19 protein-coding genes and 2 pseudogenes are annotated in these 22,032 nt (G+C 57.6%); 14 read left to right on the top strand and 7 right to left on the bottom strand.

The window, feature by feature from the left end; genetic code table 11:
• Window positions 1-234 precede the first annotated feature (234 nt).
• The 7 genes from AAG793_RS14720 (at window position 235) to AAG793_RS14690 (ending at window position 6,847) form a co-directional block, all read left to right on the top strand.
• A complete protein-coding gene (locus AAG793_RS14720) occupies window positions 235-624 on the top strand; it encodes a hypothetical protein (RefSeq protein ID WP_341909458.1) in 390 nt (129 codons plus the stop codon).
• Window positions 625-661: 37 nt separating this feature from the next.
• Window positions 662-2,269: a CoA-transferase gene (locus AAG793_RS14715; RefSeq protein ID WP_341909456.1), complete on the top strand. Its 1,608-nt coding sequence runs from the start codon at window positions 662-664 to the stop codon at window positions 2,267-2,269.
• Between the two features lie 3 nt (window positions 2,270-2,272).
• Window positions 2,273-3,088: a shikimate dehydrogenase gene (locus tag AAG793_RS14710; RefSeq protein ID WP_341909454.1), complete on the top strand. Its 816-nt coding sequence runs from the start codon at window positions 2,273-2,275 to the stop codon at window positions 3,086-3,088.
• A gap of 30 nt (window positions 3,089-3,118) precedes the next feature.
• Complete coding sequence (locus AAG793_RS14705; RefSeq protein WP_341909452.1) at window positions 3,119-3,892, top strand: IclR family transcriptional regulator; 774 nt, start codon at window positions 3,119-3,121, stop codon at window positions 3,890-3,892.
• A gap of 23 nt (window positions 3,893-3,915) precedes the next feature.
• Window positions 3,916-4,821: a DMT family transporter gene (locus tag AAG793_RS14700; RefSeq protein ID WP_341909449.1), complete on the top strand. Its 906-nt coding sequence runs from the start codon at window positions 3,916-3,918 to the stop codon at window positions 4,819-4,821.
• 272 nt (window positions 4,822-5,093) lie between these two features.
• Window positions 5,094-6,188, top strand: coding sequence for an alkene reductase (locus AAG793_RS14695; protein ID WP_341909447.1), 1,095 nt, complete (start codon window positions 5,094-5,096; stop codon window positions 6,186-6,188).
• Between the two features lie 14 nt (window positions 6,189-6,202).
• The gene (locus AAG793_RS14690) at window positions 6,203-6,847 is read left to right on the top strand and encodes a TetR/AcrR family transcriptional regulator (protein ID WP_341909446.1); all 645 of its coding nucleotides are present in this window, start codon (window positions 6,203-6,205) and stop codon (window positions 6,845-6,847) included.
• Window positions 6,848-6,950: 103 nt separating this feature from the next.
• On the opposite strand, the gene AAG793_RS14685 is transcribed toward AAG793_RS14690, so the two are convergent.
• The 3 genes from AAG793_RS14685 to AAG793_RS14675 are packed head-to-tail and all read right to left on the bottom strand — an operon-like array spanning window position 6,951 to window position 10,340.
• A complete protein-coding gene (locus AAG793_RS14685) occupies window positions 6,951-7,655 on the bottom strand; it encodes a VOC family protein (protein WP_341909444.1) in 705 nt (234 codons plus the stop codon).
• On the bottom strand, window positions 7,652-8,626 hold the full coding sequence (locus AAG793_RS14680; protein WP_341909442.1) for a tripartite tricarboxylate transporter substrate binding protein: 975 nt from the start codon (window positions 8,624-8,626) through the stop codon (window positions 7,652-7,654). The genes AAG793_RS14685 and AAG793_RS14680 overlap by 4 nt, the downstream gene beginning before the upstream one ends.
• A 19-nt stretch (window positions 8,627-8,645) precedes the next feature.
• Window positions 8,646-10,340, bottom strand: a complete 1,695-nt coding sequence (locus AAG793_RS14675; RefSeq protein WP_341909440.1) for a thiamine pyrophosphate-binding protein — start codon at window positions 10,338-10,340, stop codon at window positions 8,646-8,648.
• A 69-nt stretch (window positions 10,341-10,409) separates the two neighbouring features.
• Between AAG793_RS14675 and AAG793_RS14670 the strand changes: the two genes are divergently transcribed.
• Entirely contained in the window at window positions 10,410-11,102 is a 693-nt protein-coding gene (locus AAG793_RS14670; RefSeq protein WP_341909476.1) for a GntR family transcriptional regulator, read from the top strand.
• Window positions 11,103-11,311: 209 nt separating this feature from the next.
• Here AAG793_RS14670 and AAG793_RS14665 read toward each other — a convergent pair whose 3' ends face one another.
• Together AAG793_RS14665 and AAG793_RS14660 are read right to left on the bottom strand one after the other, a co-directional pair.
• Entirely contained in the window at window positions 11,312-12,817 is a 1,506-nt protein-coding gene (locus AAG793_RS14665) for a tripartite tricarboxylate transporter permease (protein ID WP_341909438.1), read from the bottom strand.
• A 9-nt stretch (window positions 12,818-12,826) separates the two neighbouring features.
• Window positions 12,827-13,285, bottom strand: coding sequence for a tripartite tricarboxylate transporter TctB family protein (locus AAG793_RS14660; RefSeq protein WP_341909474.1), 459 nt, complete (start codon window positions 13,283-13,285; stop codon window positions 12,827-12,829).
• Between the two features lie 145 nt (window positions 13,286-13,430).
• Between AAG793_RS14660 and AAG793_RS14655 the strand changes: the two genes are divergently transcribed.
• Window positions 13,431-13,853, top strand: a complete 423-nt coding sequence (locus AAG793_RS14655; RefSeq protein WP_341909472.1) for a MarR family transcriptional regulator — start codon at window positions 13,431-13,433, stop codon at window positions 13,851-13,853.
• A gap of 159 nt (window positions 13,854-14,012) precedes the next feature.
• On the opposite strand, the gene AAG793_RS14650 is transcribed toward AAG793_RS14655, so the two are convergent.
• The gene (locus tag AAG793_RS14650) at window positions 14,013-16,778 is read right to left on the bottom strand and encodes an ATP-binding protein (protein WP_341909436.1); all 2,766 of its coding nucleotides are present in this window, start codon (window positions 16,776-16,778) and stop codon (window positions 14,013-14,015) included.
• A 404-nt stretch (window positions 16,779-17,182) separates the two neighbouring features.
• On the opposite strand from AAG793_RS14650, the pseudogene AAG793_RS14645 reads away from it, so the two are divergent.
• Window positions 17,183-17,572, top strand: a pseudogene (locus tag AAG793_RS14645) (IS110 family transposase); the annotation flags it as partial.
• A 404-nt stretch (window positions 17,573-17,976) separates the two neighbouring features.
• Window positions 17,977-18,096 (top strand): annotated as a pseudogene (locus AAG793_RS14640) (integrase core domain-containing protein); the annotation flags it as partial.
• A gap of 57 nt (window positions 18,097-18,153) precedes the next feature.
• Here AAG793_RS14640 and AAG793_RS14635 read toward each other — a convergent pair.
• Window positions 18,154-19,419, bottom strand: coding sequence for a citrate synthase family protein (locus AAG793_RS14635; protein WP_341909434.1), 1,266 nt, complete (start codon window positions 19,417-19,419; stop codon window positions 18,154-18,156).
• 234 nt (window positions 19,420-19,653) lie between these two features.
• Between AAG793_RS14635 and AAG793_RS14630 the strand changes: the two genes are divergently transcribed.
• The 3 genes from AAG793_RS14630 to AAG793_RS14620 are packed head-to-tail and all read left to right on the top strand — an operon-like array spanning window position 19,654 to window position 22,010.
• Window positions 19,654-20,427 carry a glucose 1-dehydrogenase gene (locus tag AAG793_RS14630; RefSeq protein ID WP_341909432.1) on the top strand — a complete coding sequence of 258 codons (774 nt, stop codon included), beginning with the start codon at window positions 19,654-19,656 and terminating at the stop codon, window positions 20,425-20,427.
• Between the two features lie 54 nt (window positions 20,428-20,481).
• Entirely contained in the window at window positions 20,482-21,456 is a 975-nt protein-coding gene (dctP, locus tag AAG793_RS14625; protein WP_341909430.1) for a TRAP transporter substrate-binding protein DctP, read from the top strand.
• Between the two features lie 29 nt (window positions 21,457-21,485).
• Window positions 21,486-22,010, top strand: a complete 525-nt coding sequence (locus AAG793_RS14620) for a TRAP transporter small permease (protein ID WP_341909429.1) — start codon at window positions 21,486-21,488, stop codon at window positions 22,008-22,010.
• The last annotated feature ends 22 nt before the right edge of the window (window positions 22,011-22,032 follow it).

The raw sequence follows: 22,032 nt of genomic DNA, 5'->3' as shown, positions 1-22,032 counted from the left end.
TGCAGCCGCCGGATCTTTGCCAGTGTTCCCACTTTGATCACTCCTTGGTCCCTCCTGCTTAAAAAGTAAGCAGGAAACTTTACTCAAGGGGTCAAATTTCGATGAAAAAACTCAGCTCAAAGGGGTCAATTTCATCTGGAAATCAACAGCAAGGGGTATGTCGATGGCCGTGTGGGGCGCTTGCCCACCATTGCCGTACGACCTGGACGTCCTAACCAGGCCGCATCGTCGTTCGTGAGCTCCATCGTTCGGGAGCCCCTGAACGGTGAACGTGCAGTCTGTCCCGTGCATGCACAAACACCTTTGTGGCTATCTTCACCCGACACAGTCATCGATAACCTCATCACGCTCCACGATGTTGGTGCTGCAGAGCTGAGTTTGTCGCGTACTGTCAACCTGCCGGGAATTTCCGTGACTGCAGATGAGATGGTGGATGCCCTGCGTTCAGCCTACGGCGCTGCCGTTGCGGACAAGGTCGAATGGATATTCGAAGATCGGATCCAGAAAATCGTGGGTACCTGGCCGCGTGGATGGAATACCACGCGAGCTCTTGGTCTGGGCATGGTGGCTGACTCCAATGTCCTGGATCTGATTCGCCAGTACGCGGCAGAGGTGGCGGTATGACCAACCGGGTATGGATGCAAACGAAGGAGTCTAGGAAATGAAAGTCATTGATGCAAGCCAGGCGGCGCAGCTGGTACAGGATGGAGATGCGGTCCTGATTAGCGGGTCAGGTGGTGGACATTCAGTTCCCGAGTGTCTGCTTGCGGCTCTTGGAGATCGGTTTCGCCAGACCGGGGCGCCGCGCGATCTGACAGCAGTGAGTGTGGTGGGTGTGGGTGACCGAGTATCGCTGGGTGCAGATCATCTTGGTCAAGAGGGGCTGACGCGGCGCTCTATCACCAGCGCTCTGGTGGATTCGCCGTCGCTCATGAAAATGGCCGCCGCCAATCAGATCGAGTCGTACACCTTTCCGCAAGGTGTGCTGTCCCAGTTGATGCGCGAAATGGCAGGAGGCCGTCCTGGCCTGATCACCAAGACCGGCCTGCACACCTTTGTGGATCCGCGGCAACAAGGGGCGCGACAGAGCGAGCGCACTCCTCCAGCCTTTGTGGATGTGTTGAAGATCGGCGAAGAGGAATGGCTGCACTTCAAGCCGATCCCACTGAGCGTGGCTTTCCTCCGTGGAACGACTTCTGATGAGGAGGGCAACATCACCATGGAGGAAGAGGCCGTCTACGGCGAGATGCTAGCGATGGCGCAAGCCACGCGGCGCGCTGGGGGACTCGTCGTCGTGCAAGTCAAGCGGATGGCCAAACGTGGCACGCTCGCGGCTAAGCAGGTAAAGATTCCGGGCATCCTGGTAGATTTTGTCGTGGTTGATCCAGCACAGCGCCAGACTTATCAAACTCATTACGACCCAAGCTACTCCGGCGAGCTGAAGGTGCCGCTGTCGCAGATCAAGCCACTGCCGTTCGGCCCTCGCAAGGTGATTGTGCGGCGTGCCGCGCAAGAGCTGTTCCCAGGTGCAATCTGTAACCTCGGAGCTGGTATTTCGACCGGCCTGTCCACTGTTGCTGCGGAAGAAGGTGTGCTAGACCAGGTGATCCTGACCAATGAGCAGGGACTGATCGGCGGCGCGCCCATCACAGGGAGGGATTCGGGTGGCGCCCAGAACTTCGCGGCCATGATCGATCAGCCTTACCAGTTCGACTTCTACGACGGTGGTGGTCTCGATCTCGCTTTTCTCTCCTTTGCCGAGGTGGACCCGCTCGGCAATGTGAACGTCAGCCGCTTCGGTGACAAGATCGTGGGCGTCGGCGGCTTCATCAATATCAGCCAGAACGCCAAGTATGTGATTTTCAGCGGGACGTTAACTGCGGGTGAGCTCGACGTGCAGTGGGTAGATGGCCGTATCAAGATCGTCGCTGAAGGGCGTCACAAGAAGTTCGTACCAAAAGTCGAGCAGATTTGCTACAACGCGGAGCTGGCGCGCCTTAGAGGCCTGAAGGTCCTCTACGTCACCGAGCGCGCCGTGTTCGTGTCAGGAGAGGGCGGGCTGACACTGGTCGAGGTCGCGCCTGGCGTCGATCTTCAAAAGGACATCCTGGACCGCATGGGATTTGCGCCCGTCATTTCCCAGCAGTTGCGCGAAATGGACGCGCGTATCTTCCAGCCTGGCTTGATCGGCCTGAGCGATGAGTTGCGCAAGCAACCACCGCGGTATCGGACCGAACGCTTGGCGCAGTGGATGTCTCAACAGGCCTGAGTGATGTCATCAATTCCATATCCCGACGGTGCGACCCGTCTTTTTGTCATCGTGGGCGACCCGATTGTTCAGGTGAAGTCGCCTACGGTCTACACGCGCCTGTTCGCTGAGCGTGGGATCAATGCGGTGATGGTGCCAATACATGTCCTGCCTGCCGATATGGCAGCATTGGCCCCTGTTCTGGGTGCCATCCAGAATCTGGATGGCATCCTGGTGACGGCGCCTTACAAGAACAGCTTGATGGGCATGGCATCCTCGTTGGGTCCTGCAGCGCAGTGTGTCGGTGCTGTCAACGCGTTGCGCCGAAAATCTGATGGCAGCTGGCACGGTGATCTGTTCGATGGGGCTGGATTCGTGGTCGGTGCCCGCAGTCGGGGCATCGAACTGGCTGGCCGCAAAGTGCTCATGTTTGGCGCTGGTGGCGCAGGCAGCGCTATTGCGTACGAGCTGGCTGTTGGAGGGGTTGCCTCCATCCGGGTGTCTGACCCGGACTTGGGGAAGGTCCTGCGCTTGGCGGCCGCCATTCGATCGGCCCGTCCAGGGTTTAACATTACTGCCAGCGGCACCGAGGTGGGTAACGTGGACATGGTGGTCAACGCGTCCACGGTAGGCGTGGGTGGATCCCGCGGCCTGCCTGGCTCGATTCCGCCTTTGTCTGAGTCTATTGCGGTTGGTGAGGTCAATGTCACTGAGCTGGGCACTGATCTGATTCAGCTTGCCAAGGCGGCACGGGCTCCGTGGGTGGATGGCGCTCATATGCATGCTGGCCAGATCGACAGCCTCTACAACTTCTTTTTTGAATCCGCCAGCAAAAGGTGAATTGTGTCGCATATCCCCGCTGAGCGGTGCTTGAATATCATCGAACTGCTGGCCGTCGGGGCCAGGTCGATGGCGCTTGGCGAAATTGCTGAGACTCTAGGTGAGCCGAAGAGTGGTATTCATCGGCTGTTGACGACACTGGTCAATCTGGGTTGGGCCGAGCAGGATCCCCACACCGGTTTTTATCGCCTCACCATGCGGTTAACGTTGCTGGGGCAGCGGGTGTATGCCGACACCGGAATTCCCGACCTGTGTCAGCCGCTACTGGACGAACTGGCGAGCAAGGAGCAAGAGTACGTTCGTCTGGCAGTGGTGGCGGGCGGTAGCCTCAATTGGCTGGCTGACGCGCAAGGCGCAAGAGGTGGGTTGATTTATCACCCGCCTCAGGTGTCTGGAACAGTGCCGCTGCATGCGACGGCGTCGGGCAAGGCGTGGTTGTCGACACTGGACGAGCAGGCCATGCTGGCCTGTGTGATGGCCCAAGGCATGGCAGTCGCGTCAAACCCAGGCCCCAACCTCATCAAGACAATCGAGGACTTTACTGCTGCTGTGCGCGAGACTGCCATGCGCGGCTACGGCACCGCCATAAGCGAAGCGGAATCTGGCGTCTGTGCAGTTGCCGCTCCTATTCGGTTGCAGTCCGATGGGCCAGCCGTAGGCACGCTCAGCATTGCGGGGCCCAGCATCCGTATGACAGATGAAAGGCTCAAGCGCCTGGGTTCGGTAGTCATTGAATATGCGCATAAGCTGGGTGAGATATGGCCGTTGCGACATCATCGGGGGAAGCTCAGGGCAGTGGCGTGACCTCCTTTAAAGGGAGAGCCAGAGTGTCTGAGCATGTGAGCCAGCGCGAAGGGGCTGTGCTGTCAGTCGTGACCGCACTGATGTTCTCTGGCAGTGACGCGTTGATCAAGCAGCTGGTAGCGGTAACCCCATTCGCTCTTTTGCTCTGGCTGCGATATGCCTTCCAGGCGATCCTGCTAGCAGCGTGGCTGATCGGGACACGTAATCTCAAAACCCTGCGCATCGGTCGCTGGCGCGCTCAGGCTGCGAGGTGCGCGTTGTTGACTGGCAGTTCCGTCACTGGCTATCTGGCACTGGGCAAAGTGCCGCTGGCAGAGTACACGGCACTGATGATGCTGTCGCCCGTGCTGGCTGTTTTACTGGGTCGGCTTTTTATGACTGAGCAAGTCACCCCCTTGCAGTGGGTGCTGGTAGGTGTTGGCCTCGCCGGAATGTTGGTGGTCGCCAGACCCGGGTTTTCTGACTGGAGCGTCTACACGCTACTGCCTATTCTCAGTGCCTGCCTGTACGCAGCTTTTCAGATGATCTCCCGCAGGGTGATGATGGATGCCGACGTAGTCACCTCCAACTTCCTGTCCGCTGTTTTCATCGTGCTGACGCTGGGCGTCGTTTTATGGATGATGCCCGGTGGCGGACTTGATGCGAGTAAACATCGCGACCTTATCTGGTGGTCTCAGTTGGCCTTGATGTGCCTTGTTGCTACGGTGGGGCAGATCAGCCTTGCGAACGCATTGAAGAAGGCATCGCTTGCGATCGTTGCGCCCTTTGCCTATCTACAGATCGTTTTTGCAGCGCTGATCGGGAGAATATTCTTTGATCAGTGGCCGGACGCGATAACGTCGTTTGGCATCCTGCTGATTGCATTGTCGGGAATCGGTTCGGTATGGTGGATCGGGCGTCGCACTGGGAACCAGCCCTCCTCGGTATAGCGCGATTCAGCATGAATGGAGGCGATGTTGACGGCTTTCGGGCCAGAAGCTGTCATTCGTCAACGACCGATAACTGGAGGTCAATCCTTACCTCGCCACTAGCCAGATTGGTACTGGCAAATTTCTGCCTGCTCTGATAGTGCTATCAAGTCGCGACCCAGCACGCAGTAAAGCCCCACTCGAGGGCCGTGAATAAAGCCTTGGATAAGCTTACTAGACGACCGGTCTAATATAATTCAGCGGATATTCACTAACCCAATCCGATTCAATCCATGAGCCAAACTTCTCCAACTTCGAGCGCCCTGTTCGCACCCTCAACCCTTGGCGACGTTCAGCTGGCCAACCGTATCATCATGGCGCCCTTGACACGCAGTCGCGCCGCTGCAGGCAATATTCCGCACGCACTTAACGCGCGCTATTACGCCCAGCGTGCCAGTGCCGGCCTGATCATTTCTGAGGCCACCCAGATCACTCCGCAGGGACAGGGTTACCCGAAGACGCCTGGTATCCACAGCCAGGAGCAGATTGACGGCTGGAAAGAAGTCACGCAGGCTGTGCACCAGCGTGGTGGCAAGATTTTCCTGCAGCTGTGGCACGTGGGCCGGATCTCACATCCTTTCACGCTGGCGGACGGCGGGTTGCCCGTGGCGCCATCGGCGATCATGCCCGCCGGGGAGATTTACACGGACCAGGGCATGAAGCCGTTCGTGACCCCACGTGCTCTCGAGACCGCAGAAATCCCGGCACTCGTAGAAGACTTTAGGCGCGCGGCCGCGAATGCCAAGTCCGCCGGGTTCGACGGGGTCGAAATCCACGCTGCCAACGGTTACCTGATCGATCAGTTCTTGCGCGACGGAACCAACCAGCGAAATGACAGCTATGGGGGATCGGTTTCCAACCGGAGCCGGTTGCTGCGCGAAGTAACTGAGGCAGTACTTACCGTTTGGAATCCTGGGCAGGTCGGCGTGCGACTGTCGCCGGTTAACCCGTTCAACGATATCGCCGACAGCGTGCCGCAGGCGACGTTTGAAGCGGTGACCGAACAGCTCAACGCGTACCAGCTGGCTTATCTGCATGTGGTGGAAGACCAGGCCAGCGGTTTTGACTTCCAGCGCCTGCGCCAGATCTTCAATGGAGCCTATATTGCCAACGGCGGCTACGACCGCGACAGTGCAATTGCAGCGGTAGACGCCGATCAGGCCGACTTCATCGCATTCGGCAAGCTGTTCATCTCCAACCCGGATCTGCCGGAACGTCTGCGCCGCAACGGACCGTACAACGCACCCCGGCCAGAATCTTTCTACGCTGGTGGCCCCGAAGGCTACGACGACTACCCGGCGCTGACCACGGCTGGCGCGACTGTCTAACCAAAACGCAAGCGATGAGTACGAAGCCTGCCACCGACACGCGTCTGAAGATACTGGACAGCGCCAAGGTTCTGATCGCTGGCCGCGGGTTCTCAGCCGTGGGGCTGAGCGAGATATTGAGCGCCGCGGCGGTACCCAAGGGTTCGTTCTATCACTGGTTCCGATCCAAGGAACAGTTTGGTGAGGCTTTGCTCGAGCACCATTTCGATAGCTACCTGGTGGAGGTCGACGCCAGCCTGTTCGCAGCAGGACAGACGGCGCCACAGCGTTTGCTGGCGTTTTTCAGTCAGTGGCACGCCAGCCAATCTGGCGACCATCCGCAAGCTCGGTGCCTGGTTGTTAAGCTCAGCGCCGAGGTCTGCGATCTGTCCGAGGCGATGAGGGTCGTGCTCGAACGTGGCACTGCCAGAGTGATTGACCGGCTGGCGTCATGTCTGGCGGAAGGCATTGCAACAGGCGAGCTGGCCGCCTGCCCCGAACCGGCCGAGGTGGCCCAGCAGCTGTACCAGCAGTGGCTGGGCGCGACGTTGCTTTGCCGTGTGCAGCGGCGTGCAGTACCGTTGGACAAAGCACTCGCGCAGACCGTGCGCTGGCTGGAGAGCCAGGCTGTAGATTCCACACACAAGCTGAACCAGATTCAGCTGCAATCACCACACTAGGGCTTGGCTAGTTATGGCTTTGTGCTGGCTTGGTCTCGACAACAGCTTTCGGGCCAGAAGCTGCCGCTGCTCCAGAAGCAGGAACGAAAGTGATGACAGTGGGTCAGCAGGAGAGAAACGGCAAGCCAATCGGCGCGGCGCTGCCTGACCAGCGCAGGCGCACGCCGCAAGGTCCCTGTTCGCGCGTCCGTGCGTCATCCCGAACCAGTTGGATGCGCGCGCCCGCCAGGGTCACCTCAGCGTCGCGGACGGCTTCGTCGCCCAGGAAAGCGCGGTAGCGGGCTAGCGACGCTGTCCTATCGGCGACGGCAACCGTCACATCCTCGACTCCTTTCGCCCCATTGGGGTGCTGGCGCAGGTCGCCCTCAGGGACGCGTAGAGAACGCGGCGTGATGTCAGCGCACAGGAAGGGCAAGTCATGGTGCGCCTGGCGCGCCGTTTGCCACTCCACGCTCGTTCCGTCGGGGCGCACCCGCCCACCTGGCAGCGGACCGGTGATATCGGTGAGACCGCGTGCCCGGGCTCGCGCGACGACATCAGGCAGGTTCTGCGGCAGCAGGGCGAAGTCGACTAAACCGTCACCGTGCGCATCGAGCTCGCGCCACCACCGCTCGTCCGGCGAAGGACTGCTGTAGGTGATCAATTCCAGGTACACACCATCCTCGAACACGACCAGCGCGTTACTGGTGTTCCGCCCTGGGTGGCGACCGCCTGGCGTGACCGTGAACCCAGCATCCACGTAGCGTGCGACCGCACGCTCCAGATCACTGACTGCGATGACCAGATGGTCCAGTCGTAGTAGGCTCATTCGTCGATCTTTAGCTTGGTGTTTCGCACGAAAGCGTTCCAGCGGTCGTATTCCTGCCGCGCGTGGCGGTCAGCTCCTGGACCGTCTGTGGCCATCACCTCGAAACCGCCAGCGGTCAGCTTGCCATTCACCTCGGGAGATTGCAGGGTTTCGCGGAAGGCGTCAGTCAGTTTGCTGAGGGTTTCCTGCGGAGTCCCCGAAGGCGCGAAGATACCGATCCACGAGTAGGCCTCGAAGCCGGGGAAGCCCGACTCAGCCACGGTGGGTACGTTTGGCAAGTCGACCAAGCGTTTGGCGCCCGTCACCGCCAGTGGCTTGACCTTGCCCGCGGCGATCTGTCCCTTCAGTGCGGCATAGCTCAGGAGCGTGATCTGCGATACGTCGCCCAGCACGGCCTGCACGGCCGGGCCGCCGCCCCCGTAAGGCACGTGCAGCACGAACGCTCCTGCCCGGCGCTTGATGTCTTCCATTACCAGTTGGTTCATCGAGCCGACGCCTGTCGATGCGTAGCTGAATCTACTGGGCTGCTTGCGCGCCGCCTCGATGAAGCCGCGCAAGTCGTTCGCCTCGACCGAGGCGGACGCGCCGATCACCAGTGGAAAGCGAACGGCCAGAGTAACGCCGGCGAAGTCCTTGAAGGTGTCGTACGGCAGCTTCGGTTTGGCGATAGGGTTGATGGCGTGAGAGTCGAAGCTCACCAGCAGTGTGTTGCCGTCCGGGCGGGACTTCGCGACGTAATCGGTCGCGAGTTGGCTGGCCGCGCCGGGCTTGTTCTCGACGATGACGTTGCGCCCGGTGCGCTTGGCGAGTTCCGGCTGGATGATGCGGGCCGTGATGTCGGTGCTACCGCCAGGAGGGAAGGTCACTACCAGCCGGATCGGCGCATCGGACTGCGCCAGAGCCGGGGTAGCCACGCTCATTGCGACGCCAGCGGCAAGGACTTGCCGGCGTGTGAAATTACTGTCAATCATCACTTTTCCTTTCGTTGTATCAACCCATCCACTGGCTGACAGGTACAGCGGTATCCTGCAGCTGTTGCGAAATCACGTCGACCAGCGCTGGCCCGTCGTGAGCGAGTGCGGCTTTGATGGCGCCGTACACGTCCGCTGGATCCTCGACGCGCCAAGCCTTGACCCCGAATGCCTCGGCGACACGCGCGTGGTCCGTGCGATCGAAATCGACGGAGAAGTAGCGCCCACCATAGCCCGTTTTCTGGCTGGCCTTGATCCATCCATAAACCGAATTAGAGAACACTATCATCTTCAGCGGCACGCCGCGGCGCACGATGGTTTCCAGCTCGCCGCATGTGAAGCCGAAGCTCCCATCGCCCATCACCGCTACCACTGTCGCATCGGGCCGCCCAAAGGACGCGCCCACGCCTGCGGACATGGAGAACCCCAAGGCACCATGTGCTCGATTGGTGATGAAGTGACGGCCCGCCTGCGGCGCATCGAAGTACGCGGAGAAATACGGACATGGGGTGCCAGGGTCGGCTACCACGATTGATTTAGCGGGCAGCAGCTTGTTCAGTGCGTTGACCACGCGCTCAGGCTTGATGGGGCGGGCGGTGGATTCCGCCAGCCCCGAAAAGAACTCGTGCTTGGCGCGGCGTGCCTTTGCCACGGCCACGCGGCCATCGATTGCGTTCGATGGGCGATGGGCCATGCGTTCTCTAACCGCTGCGCCGATGGCCGCCAGGCCCAGCTTCGCGTCGCCGACGAGTGCGACGTCCGTGCGGTAATTCGTGGCGATCGTCATCGGATCGACGTCGAGGTGAAGTATGGTCACGTCGCGAGCCGGCATCTTCCAGTGCTCGGTGGTCGTGGACCCTGCCCGTGCGCCGACGAAGAGAACGAGGTCCGCCTGCGCGATGACCTCGCGGGTCGCCTCCACGCCACCATTGGTTCCGATGGTGCCAGCCAACAAAGGGTGTGACGTGGGTAGGCTCCCGTTGCCGCTGACCGAGGTGCACACCGGCGCGTTCAGCAGTGTCGCCAGCGCGTCGAGTTCGCCCATTGCATTCGCGATCACCACGCCACCGCCGCAGACGAAGACCGGTGCGCGGGCTGCGACCAGCAACTGTGCCGCGCGCTCAACCTCGGAAGGGTCTGGAGAGGAGCGGTAGGCGGGGTAGGTATCGTGGCCAGGCTGTGCCCACACCTCGGCGGGATCAAGCTCATACTTTTGCACGTCGTAAGGCAGTGCGATGTGGGTCGCGCCAGGGCGGCCGGTGGTCATCGCGCGAAAGGCGGTACGCACCGCGTGTGGGATCTGGTCGACGCGGTCGATGCGGGTGTTCCACTTGGTCAGAGGCGCATACAAGGCCTGCTGATCCAGCTCGGTCAGTGGGAATTTGCCGCGCGAACCAACCGATACGTCGGAGGTGATACCCAGTACGGGAATAGAGGATTCATTGGCTTCCACCAAACCCGGCAGCAAGTAGGTTGCGCCGCCGCCGCTGGGGCCTTCGCACACACCGGGCTTACCCGTGACGCGCGCGTAGGCGTCTGCCATGTAGCCAGCGCTGCGTTCATCGCGCGTGAGAATGTGGTCTATCCCGTGGTCAAGGCGTGCCAGAGCATCGTAGAAGGGCAGGCTCGTGTCGCCGCACAGGCCGAAGATATGCTTGACGCCATTGAGTTGCAGCATGCGCACCAGTCCATCGGCGCCGTTCATTTTGGTCATGTTCTTTTCTCGTTTTGCCAGCACTCAGTATACTTAACCGGACTCGATGACACGATAGCTTTGGCGAACATGCGTACACCCATCTCCAACATCCGCCGCGAACGGGGTTCCGGCGTATTCCACACTTTGCGCGACATGGCGATCTCCTACCAGCTCAAGCCGGGGGAGAAGGTCAGTGAGATTGAGCTGGCTCAACGCCTCGGTGTAAGCCGCACACCGGTGAGGGAGGCGCTCACACGGCTGGTCAACGACGGCTTTCTGCTGCCAGCCAACCGCGGTTTCGTCTGTCGGCAGCTGGATGTGCAGGAGACGCTCGCGCTCTACGAGGCCCGGGTGGCGATCGAGTGCGCCTGCCTCAAGCTGGCGATCGAACGTGCCACCGATTCCGAAATTGCCGAGGCTGCCGCCTTTCTGGTTCGCAGCCGGCTGGTGCCCTCGGACACGCCGATCGAGCAGCTGGTCGAGCTTGACGAGGGCTTCCATCTGCGCATTGCGGGTATGGCGCGCAACGCCGAATTGCACCGCGTCCTGGTGAACTTGAACGCACGTATTCGCTTCATCCGCTGGATCGACATGGAAAATGTAGGTCGCGACCATACCCAGAAAGAACACCGCTCGATTCTCAAGGCGCTGAAGGCGCGTGACACCCGCGAAAGCGAGCGGCTGCTGCGTGAGCACATTGGCCTGAGGCAAGACCAGATCGTGGAGGCGATTACCCGCGGCCTGGCGAAAATCCATCTTGAGACGCAAACGGAGCGTTGATCTTCAGGGTAAAAAACGATCTCATGCAGGAACAGCGGCGCTCGGTGTTTTTCAAGACGACCTCCAGCAGTTGAGGGCCGCCATACTCGGCAAGAAATAGCTGCAATGGGTAGAGCCTCGCAAGGTTTGCGGCTCACGCCACTTTCGGGCCAGAAGCGAACACGTTGACTTTTCTCGGGCATAGGATTAGTCCCTGGATATGGCAGCAACTACGCCTCTTGGAATGCGTCCTCACGTGTCTTCCTGATGGCTGGAAGCGCAACGATCACCAGCAGTACCAGCGTGACAATCAGCAGCGACAGGGAAAGCGGTCGCGTCACAAAGGTCGAAAAGTCACCGCGCGACAGCAGTAGCGCTCGGCGAAGGTTCTCTTCCATCATCGGTCCAAGCACGAATCCGAGCAGCAGTGGGGCAGGCTCCATTCCGAAACGCGAAAAAATGTATCCGATGACGCCAAAGCCCGCAGTCATAAAAACGTCGAAAACATTGTTGTTGATGGAGTAGACGCCGATACAGCAAAACACCAGGATCGCGGGGAAAAGAAAGCGGTAAGGCACTTTTAGCAGCCGCACCCAGATCCCGATCAGTGGAAGGTTGAGGACGATCAGCATGGCGTTGCCAATCCACATGCTGACGATCAGGCCCCAGAAGAGCTCGGGGTTACTTGTCATGACCTGGGGTCCAGGCTGGATATTGTGGATCGTCATCGCGCCCACCATCAGCGCCATCACCACGTTAGAGGGGATCCCCAGAGTGAGCAGCGGCACGAAAGAGGTCTGCGAGCCTGCGTTGTTCGCCGCCTCGGGACCTGCCACGCCTTCGATGGCCCCATGTCCGAATTCGGCGCTGCGCTTCGACAATTTTTTCTCAAGGGTATAGGCCGCAAAGGCTGACAGCGTCGCTCCGCCGCCCGGCAGCATGCCGAGCACGGTGCCCAAGGCGGTGCCGCGCACCGCAGACGGCAGCATGCGCCGAAAGTCTTCTTTGGTTGGGAACAGGTTTGTTACCTTGTTCGTGAAGGTCTCGCGGTGCTCCCGCTGCTCTACGTTGTTGACGATCTCCGCAAACCCGAACACGCCCATCGCGACGGCGACGAAATTAATGCCGTCGGTGAGCTCAGGAATACCGAAAGAATAACGAGCCACGCCGGAATTGACATCGGTTCCGACCAACCCAAGCGCCAGTCCGACCAAAATCATGCCAATTGCCTTGACCAGAGATCCAGATGCGAGCACAACCGCGCCGACGAGGCCCAGCACCATGAGTGAGAAATACTCGGCAGGGCCAAAATTGAAGGCGAGTTCTGCCATCGGCACCGCGAACGCCGCAAGTACCAGCGTAGCGAAGCACCCGGCGAGAAATGAGCTGATACCGGCGGTCGCTAGAGCCACGCCCGCGCGGCCTTTGCGGGCCATTTGGTACCCGTCAATCGCCGTTACTACCGAAGACGACTCGCCAGGAAGATTGACAAGGATGGCGGTTGTCGATCCGCCATACTGGGAGCCGTAATAGATGCCCGCCAACATGATCAGGGCTGACACGGGCGGTAGCGTGTAGGTAATCGGAAGCAACATCGCGATGGTCGTTGACGGGCCGAGGCCCGGCAACACGCCGATCAGGGTACCGAGCAGGCAGCCGACGAATGCGTAGAAAAGGTTCTGCAGGCTGAGGGCCGTCTCGAACCCGAGGGCTAGATTGGAGATCAATTGTTCCATGGCATCACCTCACTCGATGAAGGAGGGCCACAGCGCAAGCTGCAGATTGATCCCCCAAATAAACACCGCACTGCTAAAAAGAATCAGGGCAACTGCCAGCACAATCGCGCTCTTCCAAGTGAACTCGTGGCTAGCCTGGCTTGACACCAGCACGAGCACGCCCAGGGCACCCACGAGGCCGAGTGGCCGCAGGAGCAGTCCGAACAGAACTACGGCACTGATGATCCAGGCCAGCGAACCAAGCTGCAGCCTCTTGATGTCGTCTTTCACGGCTGTTGTCCGCAAGCCAGTCGACACTGTGAGCATCCCCACAATGACCAGCAAGATGCCGATCCAGAAGGGAAACCATCCCGGCCCCATTCGGGCTGGATATCCCATGGTGTAGTTGAGGGCACCAATGCTAAAAGCGGCCCCGAAAACGACGTACAAAAGACCCGCTGCGACGTCCTTCTGGTTGCGAACGAAGATTTTCATGGAAAGAGATGGTGGATTTGAAAGTTTTATTTATATCACAACACGACATAACTACATCGTGATGTGATGTATTTGGATCGCGCCTGCGTGTGTACAGTTATGGCCCATAGGCTTTCCCAACAGGACGGAGACGATGGAGATGAAGACGAAGAGCTTGCCGCCCCTCGACAAGGTGGGTCTGGAGCGGCAGTCGCAATTTCGCTATGAGCTGAGGCGCTTCTTGCGCTTTGGCGAACTGGCGTCCCGCGCTGCCGGCGTAACGCCGGTGCACTATCACCTCATGCTGCACACGCAGGGGTTCCAAGATCGCGATTGGGCTAGCGTTGGCGAGCTCGCGGAGCGGCTACAGACCTCGCCGCATGGCGTTGTCTCCCTCGTCTCGCGTTGCGAGGAGGCTGGGCTAGTTAGCAGGCAAGGCAGCAAGACAGACGGGCGTCTGGTCGAGGTCCACCTTACGCCGAAAGGCCGGAAAATCGTGGACCGTCTGGCAGCTCAGCATCAAGCACAGCTGGACGGACTTGCCGCAGTGATTCAAGCTATTCGGAACATTTCGGATGCCTAATTTCCGCGGGAAACCCAGGGCATTTGAAGTAGTTGCCTCGTAATCCTATCCACGCTAGCAGTAGGCTGACTCGACAGCAGCAATCGGGCCAGAAGCGTCAAAGATGAACGAGGGACAGTGAACCCACTAAATTCGGAACATGAAATTACCTCAGTTGCGCTATTGCACAGCATCAAGGGTGAACCGGAATGTTGCGCCTTCACCGGGTGCCGAGTGAGCCCAAATCCGTCCTCCATGTCGCTCTATCACGCGTTTGACGTTTGCAAGACCAATTCCCATACCAGCGAACTCGGTGTCTTGGTGCAACCGCTGGTAGACCTCGAAAAGTTTCTCGGCGTGGGCCATATCAAAACCTACGCCGTTATCTCGCACAAAAATGCAGGTCAGACCCTCTGCAGTAGTTTCGCTGCCGATCGCTATGCGCGCATGAGGCGTTTTACTAGAATATTTCCAGGCATTACCGATGAGATTCTGCATAATCACAGTCACCATGTGGGGATCTCCGTTGATCATCAAGCCCGCCTGGATATCAATGTCCACTACGCGATCTGGTTCGGGATCACTCAGTTCTTCCACGAGCTTGTACGCCATCGCAGTCAAATCGATGTCGCCACGAGTCAGAGCTTCCCTTGAAAGCTTGGACAAAGACAAAAGACCGTCGATCAACGCGCCCATCTTGATCGAACTTGCCCGGATACGTGCGAGATAGTGTTTTCCCTTTTCGCTGAGTTGCTCCCCATCAGACTTGAGCAGCAACTGACCGAATCCGTTGATGGTGTTAAGCGGGGAGCGCAGATCGTGGGACACGGAGTAGGAAAATGCCTCTAACTCATCGTTGACAGTCTGCAACTGCTGTGTCCGCACACGTACCCGGTCTTCCAGTTGGGTATTGAGTTTGGTGACAGCCTCGTAAAGGCGCGTGTTATCGATAGTGATAGCGGCCTGCGCCGCCATCCCTTCTATCATTCTCTTGCTGCGCTCGGTAAACTTGCCTGGCTCCGGATGCCCGAAAAACAAACCCCCAAGTACTTCACCGGAGCGGGAAACCACAGGCACAGATAAGTAGCTTCGCACAGCCAAATGGCCAGGCGGCATACCGTAGTGAGGGCCCAGTTGCCCGTAGCTTGGGTGATTCATCACATCGTCGCTGAGCATTGCAGGTTCGCCCCTGAACATGGGGCCAAACAGTGAAGTGGCCCTGGGGTGGCCGAATCGATCGAAAGCGCAGCGCGGTGCCCCCGACAGGCTGTAGAGCATCAAGCCCTCACCTTTGTCATCTGTCACGTTGTAGAAAAATGCGCCGAACCGCGCGCCGATGATCTGGGTGCCTGCGTCGGTCACTGCCTGGACAGCGGAGCTCAGATCCATCAGGGAAGCCAGGCCGCGCTCGGCATCGTTGAGCAGTTCCAACATCCGGGTTTCCTCGATCAGTGCGACCTCGGTCTCGCGCTGGAGACTGATGTCCTGGACCGTTCCAGACAGCGCCCGCAGCTGACCGTCGTTATCGAATGAAGCCTCGCCTAAACCGTGGACCCAACGCACCTGACCATCGGGCATCACAATGCGGTGCACCAGATCCAGGCGGCCACCACCCCGAAGTATTTTCTGGGCTGACTCAAAAGCGGACCGGTCTTCCGGATGCACCTTGACGAGTATGCCTTCGTAACTAAGCGGCTCCGACATCTTGTCGAGCCCGTAGATCTCATAGGTTTGATCAGACCACCAGACTTTATCGTCCCTGACGTCATATTCCCAGTTACCAATGTGCCCGATGCGCTGGGCCGTCAGCAGTCTGGTTTGAGTGGCGAATAAGGCGGCTTCGCCCTGCGCTCGCTTGTCTTGATGGTCCCTGAGCACATTCGTCATACGCTCAAAGGCATCCGTCAGTGCCGTGATTTCATTTCCAGCGGGTTTGGACTCTGTAGCCGGATGCGAGACATCTTCGCCAGCCAGTTCATTGACTTTGCGGAGCAGTTTTTGCGTGGGAACAAGAATAGACCTGTTGCCAATCCACCGTGCGAGGGCCAAACTGACAAGTGCAAGCGCAGAAATCGCTGCCAGTATCCACGCCAGTTCGATCTGCGCCGGCACGATGATTGCGCTCTTTGCGATGTTAGCCACTGCATAGACGCCCTTTCCCGACTCACTCTCGGCCACTGCTGTGGTGGCATAAATCTTCGGGACGCCCCTGGCGTCGACAATCTCAACAGTCTTATCTTTTGCCTTCTGCAAAGCCACGATAAGAGTCTGATCGCCAAGCCGCTCACCAACATCATGTACCTGGTTCGCGTTCGTCGCGAGGATGACGCCGTTTCGATCGGTAATCGCGAGCTCTACCCCTGAAGGTAGGGGAATTTTCGTCATATCCAGCAGCGCAATATCGAGCGCAGCGAATGCTACGCCTTTAATATTCCCAGCGTCGTCATACACCGGAACGCCAAAATTCAAAGTTGGCCGTTTGAAAATGTGTCCGATCTGATATTCACCGACAGAAAACGCTCGGGTCGTCAGCGCTTCTTTAAAGTAGGCTCTATCTGACAAATTGATGGCTCTGTCATCCCAGACTGCAGCACACCGCAGGTTCCCTTGCTTGTCAATGAAACCTATATTCAAAAACTTGGTCGCATTGCGGATGTTGGAAAGAAAGGCGGGGCAGAAGGCTGAGGCGGCATCGCCCTTCAAGCTGGGACCGCTGGCAACGGCATTGAGCAACTGGCGCGCGCCCTCGACATGGCGCTCGGCAACAAGAGATGCGATGCGAACGATCGCCAGGAGGTCCGCATCGGCGCGGGCCATTCGTTCTCGTTGGTTTTGAATCGAGGCGTAAATCGCAAAGCAAAAAACTGGCAAGAGCGAGACGACCACCAGCCAACCAAGGCGCGCTCGCAAGCTACCTTGGTAAATCAATGTGTGGCCAAACTTCATACAGCCTTTTTTGTTACGTCGGCTCCCGCTGATGGATTAGACGATCAAGTCTTTAGCATACGCAAAGTTACAGGTCGTAACTCTAGTAGATTTCCCTGTGATGCTTAAGTTAACTCAATCGAACGGGTCGATGTCTTTTGGCGCGTCACACACTATTGTTTCGTCGTTCGGGCCACAAGCGGACGTTGGCGAGTGACCGGTGTCAGGTAACCCGATTTCGGTTGGACCGAATTTCAGCCTACTGGCGCCGGTTCGTTTCCGTGTGGGCCGACCTGTTAGCACTCAGCGCGTGTGTACGCACTCAGAATTTCCTCCCGCCAGCAAATTGGTTGCGCGTCGTAGTCTTTCGAGCGATTGCTTATTTTCTCAGTTAGGTCTGTTCGTGAGTCGAGCCCGGCGCTACCCGGGCGCGGCAGTTCAAACGCCTGTGCGGCGTGGGAGAGACCACGGCAACGGCCTTGCTGGCCATGGTGGGCAGCGGGCACGATTTCAAGAGCGGGCGACAGTTCGCGGCCTGGTTGGGTCTGGTGCCGGGGCAGTACAGCTCGGGAGGCAAGAATCGGCTGGGACGTATCACCAAGGCGGGTGATCCTTATCTGCGTTCGCTGCTGGTGCTGGGTGCCAGGGCAGTCCTAAACAGCGCCAAGGGAAAGAGTGACAGCATCAGCCGCTGGGCCGTGGCGCTGGCCGAGCGACGTGGTTACTGGCGTGCCATCGTGGCCATCGCAGCCAAGAATGCCAGGCTGTGCTGGGCGATGCTGCACCGGGGCGAGAACTTTGCGATGCCGGTATGAGCATGACTCATCACCCATCCACCGTGAATACCAGGAGTGCGGGTCTACTGATTTTTTCCGCCGCGTGACGGCTTGCAGTGATGGAGCAAGGTTGGACCTGCGCGGGGTGTGCCTGTTTAACTCAAGGAGGCGGCATCTGCTTTCCTCGGCTAACGAATGAGGCCCCCGCGTGCGTCTTTCATCAGGGTCCGCAGCAACTGCGCTGCATAAATGACCGTTTGTAGTTTCGCCAGTCCGCACCTTGTGTTCCTCCCTGAACTGCAACCGCCAGGCTGTTAGTGCCTGATCTGTCTTGCAGTCCATGACGACTCGCTGCGCGAGTCGTCATGGGATGGTTTTTCTTGACTTATGGGGAAGCCCTTGTAGTTTGAGGAAAGGACGCGCCATTGGCGCCCCCTTGACCGAAAGGTTGGCGACGCCACTACAACGCCGTGCGACCTCACAGCAGCCTGGACTATCTAACACGCCACGAATTCATGCAGGAATTTCATTCAATCCTCAACGTAGCCGTCTTACAGGAATGAATGACTCGGAAAAACTGGGTAGGTCAATCCGTTTGACTCGCGGGTAAAGCTCATCCTTCAACGATTCACCTGGTACAAGCCCCTTGGTCGTATGGTGAAGCCGGCCAGCCGCTGCTCCATCGTGTGAGCGATCCAACCAGCGGTTCTGCCGATGCCCCACAGCGCACAGGCGCTTCTTGGTGGTAGCCGCCATGCATTGCACAGCACCACCAAGCCCATTTCGATATTGGGATGCAAACCAAGTCGTTTGTTGACACCCTCCACGAAACGCAGTGCCAAGTCTGCTTTCGCATACCCTGGAGCCGTTTGCTGGGCTAATTTGATCATCAGCGCTGCTCGTGGATCGCCATTCGGGTAAATAGGTAATCCGAAACCTGGGAGTCGCTGCCCTTTAAGTTCGGCCTCAGCAAGTCGGCGTCTCAAATCAGCATCTGAATGCAAGCTTTCAATCAAGTCTTCGGCCGAATCGGCGCCACCTGCCAGAGCCGCTCCTTGGTGGGTGGCTAAAGCGGCAACCACGCACGCATGCAAGGTGGCGCCCGTAGAGGCAGCAATTCGGGCTGAAAACGTACTTGATGAGAGTTCGTGGTCTGCGCTGAGTATCAGGGCCGTATTGATAGCATGCTCCAAAGCTAGCGTCTTCGTTACGCCCATGGCTTCCATCACATGCAGCGCAAGAGACTGCTCAACTTGGGGCGGTTGGTATACCCCTATTTTGCTGAGCAAACCACAAGCCCCGGCAAAAGCAAAAAGCATCTGTCGCGACAAACGCTCTGTCGACCCCATGCGAAGCTCTTGTTCCAATGTTCCACCACCTAAGACCGTCGCAACAATTGAAAAAACACGCATCATGCGCAGCCTGTTACAGCCTTGCTGCAGCACGGCTTCCAAAGCACGAGCCACATCGACTTTCATCGTCTCGACGGGCCATGTTTGAGGACTATCGGTTTGCAATCCATTCCAAAGCAGTTCAGCGGTATTTTCAAATCGAGCCGGGTGTCTGACGAGTTCCGTTGCCAGAAATCCGCGATAGCGTGGGCCATCTGCCTCTATCTCTGTGATGGAGGTCTCGATGACCGGTTGGCCCCAGCGCATTGCGGCGGCAGCCACTGGGCCGCTGCCTTGTCTGACGCTGCTTCGGACCTTCAAGCTCTGAAGTTCTTCTAAGAGATAGCGGTTGACTTTGCGATCAGCTTGCCGCAAAGGGTGCAAGAGCCCCCGGCTGACATAGGTGTAGAGCGTGGCAGGTTTGATCCCTAACATGGCACTGGCCTCTTGGGCAGTCAGCAATTGACCTGCGTCTAGGCAAGGTTCTGGTTTCATCAAATTCCTTCAGTGATCGATTGGGGCATGTTGGGTAAACCAGCAAACCCCTCCGTGTCTCCATCTTGAAAAGCAATCAGCAGCGATGGATGCGTCTAAGGGTTTTCGTTAATCGATGATCGAATCGAGATTGACATTTGATCGACCTATACACAGACTAGCACCAATCTAAATCATTAGTTAACTAAGAATAATCCAGATTCTTCAACGCAAGACTTACAAGGAGATATTCCTTTGACAGAACTATCAGCGCAAAACCCGAAAGCCCGGGTCATTGTGATAACTGGCGCAGCACAAGGGCTAGGACGGGCCTATGCATTGCGCTTTGCCAAAGAGGGCCACCGAGTGGTGGCCATTGACTTGCAAACAGATGCGCTTAATCGTGTGGCTTTAGAGGTCAGAGCTCTGGGGGCCACATGTCTTCCATTGACCGTTGATGTGTCGGATGTCGGCAGCGTTGAGCAAGCTGCCATGTCCGTCGAGCGCGAATTTGGATCTTGCGATGTACTGGTCAATAACGCTGCGATTTTTTCGACAATCACCATGCGACCATTCGAAGAAATTCCGGTAGACGAATGGGTTCGAGTCCTCAATGTCAACATCACAGGCACTTTTTTGATGACCCGGGCGTTGGTTCCGCTCATGCGGCGTAACAAATGGGGACGGGTGATCAACGTATCCTCCGCTGCATTTTTGATGGGTCGCCCCAATTACCTCCACTACACCACTTCCAAAGCTGCAGTGGTGGGAATGACCCGCTCACTTGCACGCGAGCTTGGGCCGGACGGAATCACGGTGAATGCACTTCTTCCCGGGGCCACTGACACCGAAGTGCCCCGTGGCACGGTGACACCGGAACAAAAGCGCCAACAAATCGCCATGCGTTGCATCCAGAGAGAAGAAGGTCCACGCGATCTGGAGGGCGTGGTCAGCTTTCTTGCCTCTGACGACAGTGCTTTCATCACAGGCCAGTCGCTGGTCGTTGATGGCGGCTACTACTTTCTGTAACTTTCACTCCATGTCATTTCAGCTGTGATTCATCCCCAACCACTAGGAGACAAAATGAAATTGATTAAAAAACTGAGCCTTTTAACGGCTGCTTGCGCATTTGCACTGAGTTCAGCCCCCGCGCTTGCGCAAGAAGTCACCATCAAGGCTGTGAGCGCTTGGCCTGAAGGTAATTTTTTCTCGCAAAATTTTGAAAAATTTGTCCAAAAAGTCAATGCGGATGGAAAAGGCTACATTCAGATCAACTATGTGGGAGGTGGCGCAAAGGTGATGCCTCCCTTTGAGGTGGGCAATGCCGTCAAAAGTGGCGTGGTCGACATAGCCAATGTCACAGGAAACTTTTACACCAACTTGCTACCCGAGTCTGACGCTTTGTCGGTGAGCACTATTCCCGTTCAGGAATGGCGTAAAAATGGCGCTTACGACTATGTCAACAAACTCTGGGGTGAAAAGCTCAACGCATACTACTTGGGGCGGTCGATTGACAACATGCCGTACCACCTCTTCTTGAAAAAGCCAATTACTAAACCTGACCTTACCGGAATGCGACTTCGCGGTATTCCCATTTACCGAGAATTTTTTCAAAACATGGGTGGTAATGTACTGACCATTTCTCCTGGTGAGGTTTACACAGCGCTGGAGAGAGGGGTCATTGACGGTTACGGCTGGCCAGTTTCGGGGATTTTTGATCTGAACCTGCAAGAGCACACCAAATACCGCGTAGAGCCTGGTTTTTACAACACGGAGGTTGGCGTTTTGATGAATCTGAACACGTGGAAACGCTTGAATGAAAAGCAACGCGCTGTACTCACGGATGCCGCGATCTGGATGGAAAACCTCAACTTGGAAAACCCCAAAAAGTGGGAAGAAGAGAAGAAACGTCAAGCCGCTGCTGGTATCCAAGCCATTGTGTTTCCGCCTGCTGAAACGGCTGCTTACGCCAAGCGTGGAACCGACGCCATTTGGGAGAGCATTAACAAACGCAGCCCTGAGCACGGTCCCAAACTGCGCCAGCTTCTCACACGCTAAGATTTGAAAATTCATCAAAGCCCTTGCACATGAAATTCTTCGTTCGCTTCGACGCCCATTGGGAACGTCTGCTTTCTGTGTTGGCGCTGCTCGCTTGTGCGTTGGTGGCTTTGATGGTGGTGGTCATATGCGCTGATGTTTTGGTGCGCAACCTGAGGCTCGGCAATATGGCTTGGGCCAATGAGGTGGCCGAGTACACCCTTTACTTGTCTACCTTCTTGGCAGCCCCTTGGCTGCTGCGCCAAGGAGCCCATGTGCGCATGGACGTTGTGCTCAAAATGCTACCAACCAATGTGGCTTGGGCTTTGGAGGTGTTGGCCGACATTTTCGCAATTTTGGCATGTAGTGCTTTAACTTTTGCAAGCTGCAAGGCAGCTTTAGCGAGTGCCGAACAAGGCTCTTTGGTCTTCAAGATTTTCATTTTCCCTGAATGGTGGCTCATCACGCCGGCAAGCGTGCTTTTTGGTGTTTTGACTGTTGAGTGCGTGCTCAGGCTTTTGCGTCAGATCAACAGTCCCAAGACCATTCGTTCTGAAGCCACTTCATCGGTTTGATGTCTTTTTATTGAAACAAGAG

The sequence above is a fragment of the Polaromonas sp. YR568 genome (genome assembly GCF_943372955.1).
Classification (GTDB): domain Bacteria; phylum Pseudomonadota; class Gammaproteobacteria; order Burkholderiales; family Burkholderiaceae_C; genus Polaromonas.
This window is presented reverse-complemented; position numbering and strand designations above follow the sequence as displayed.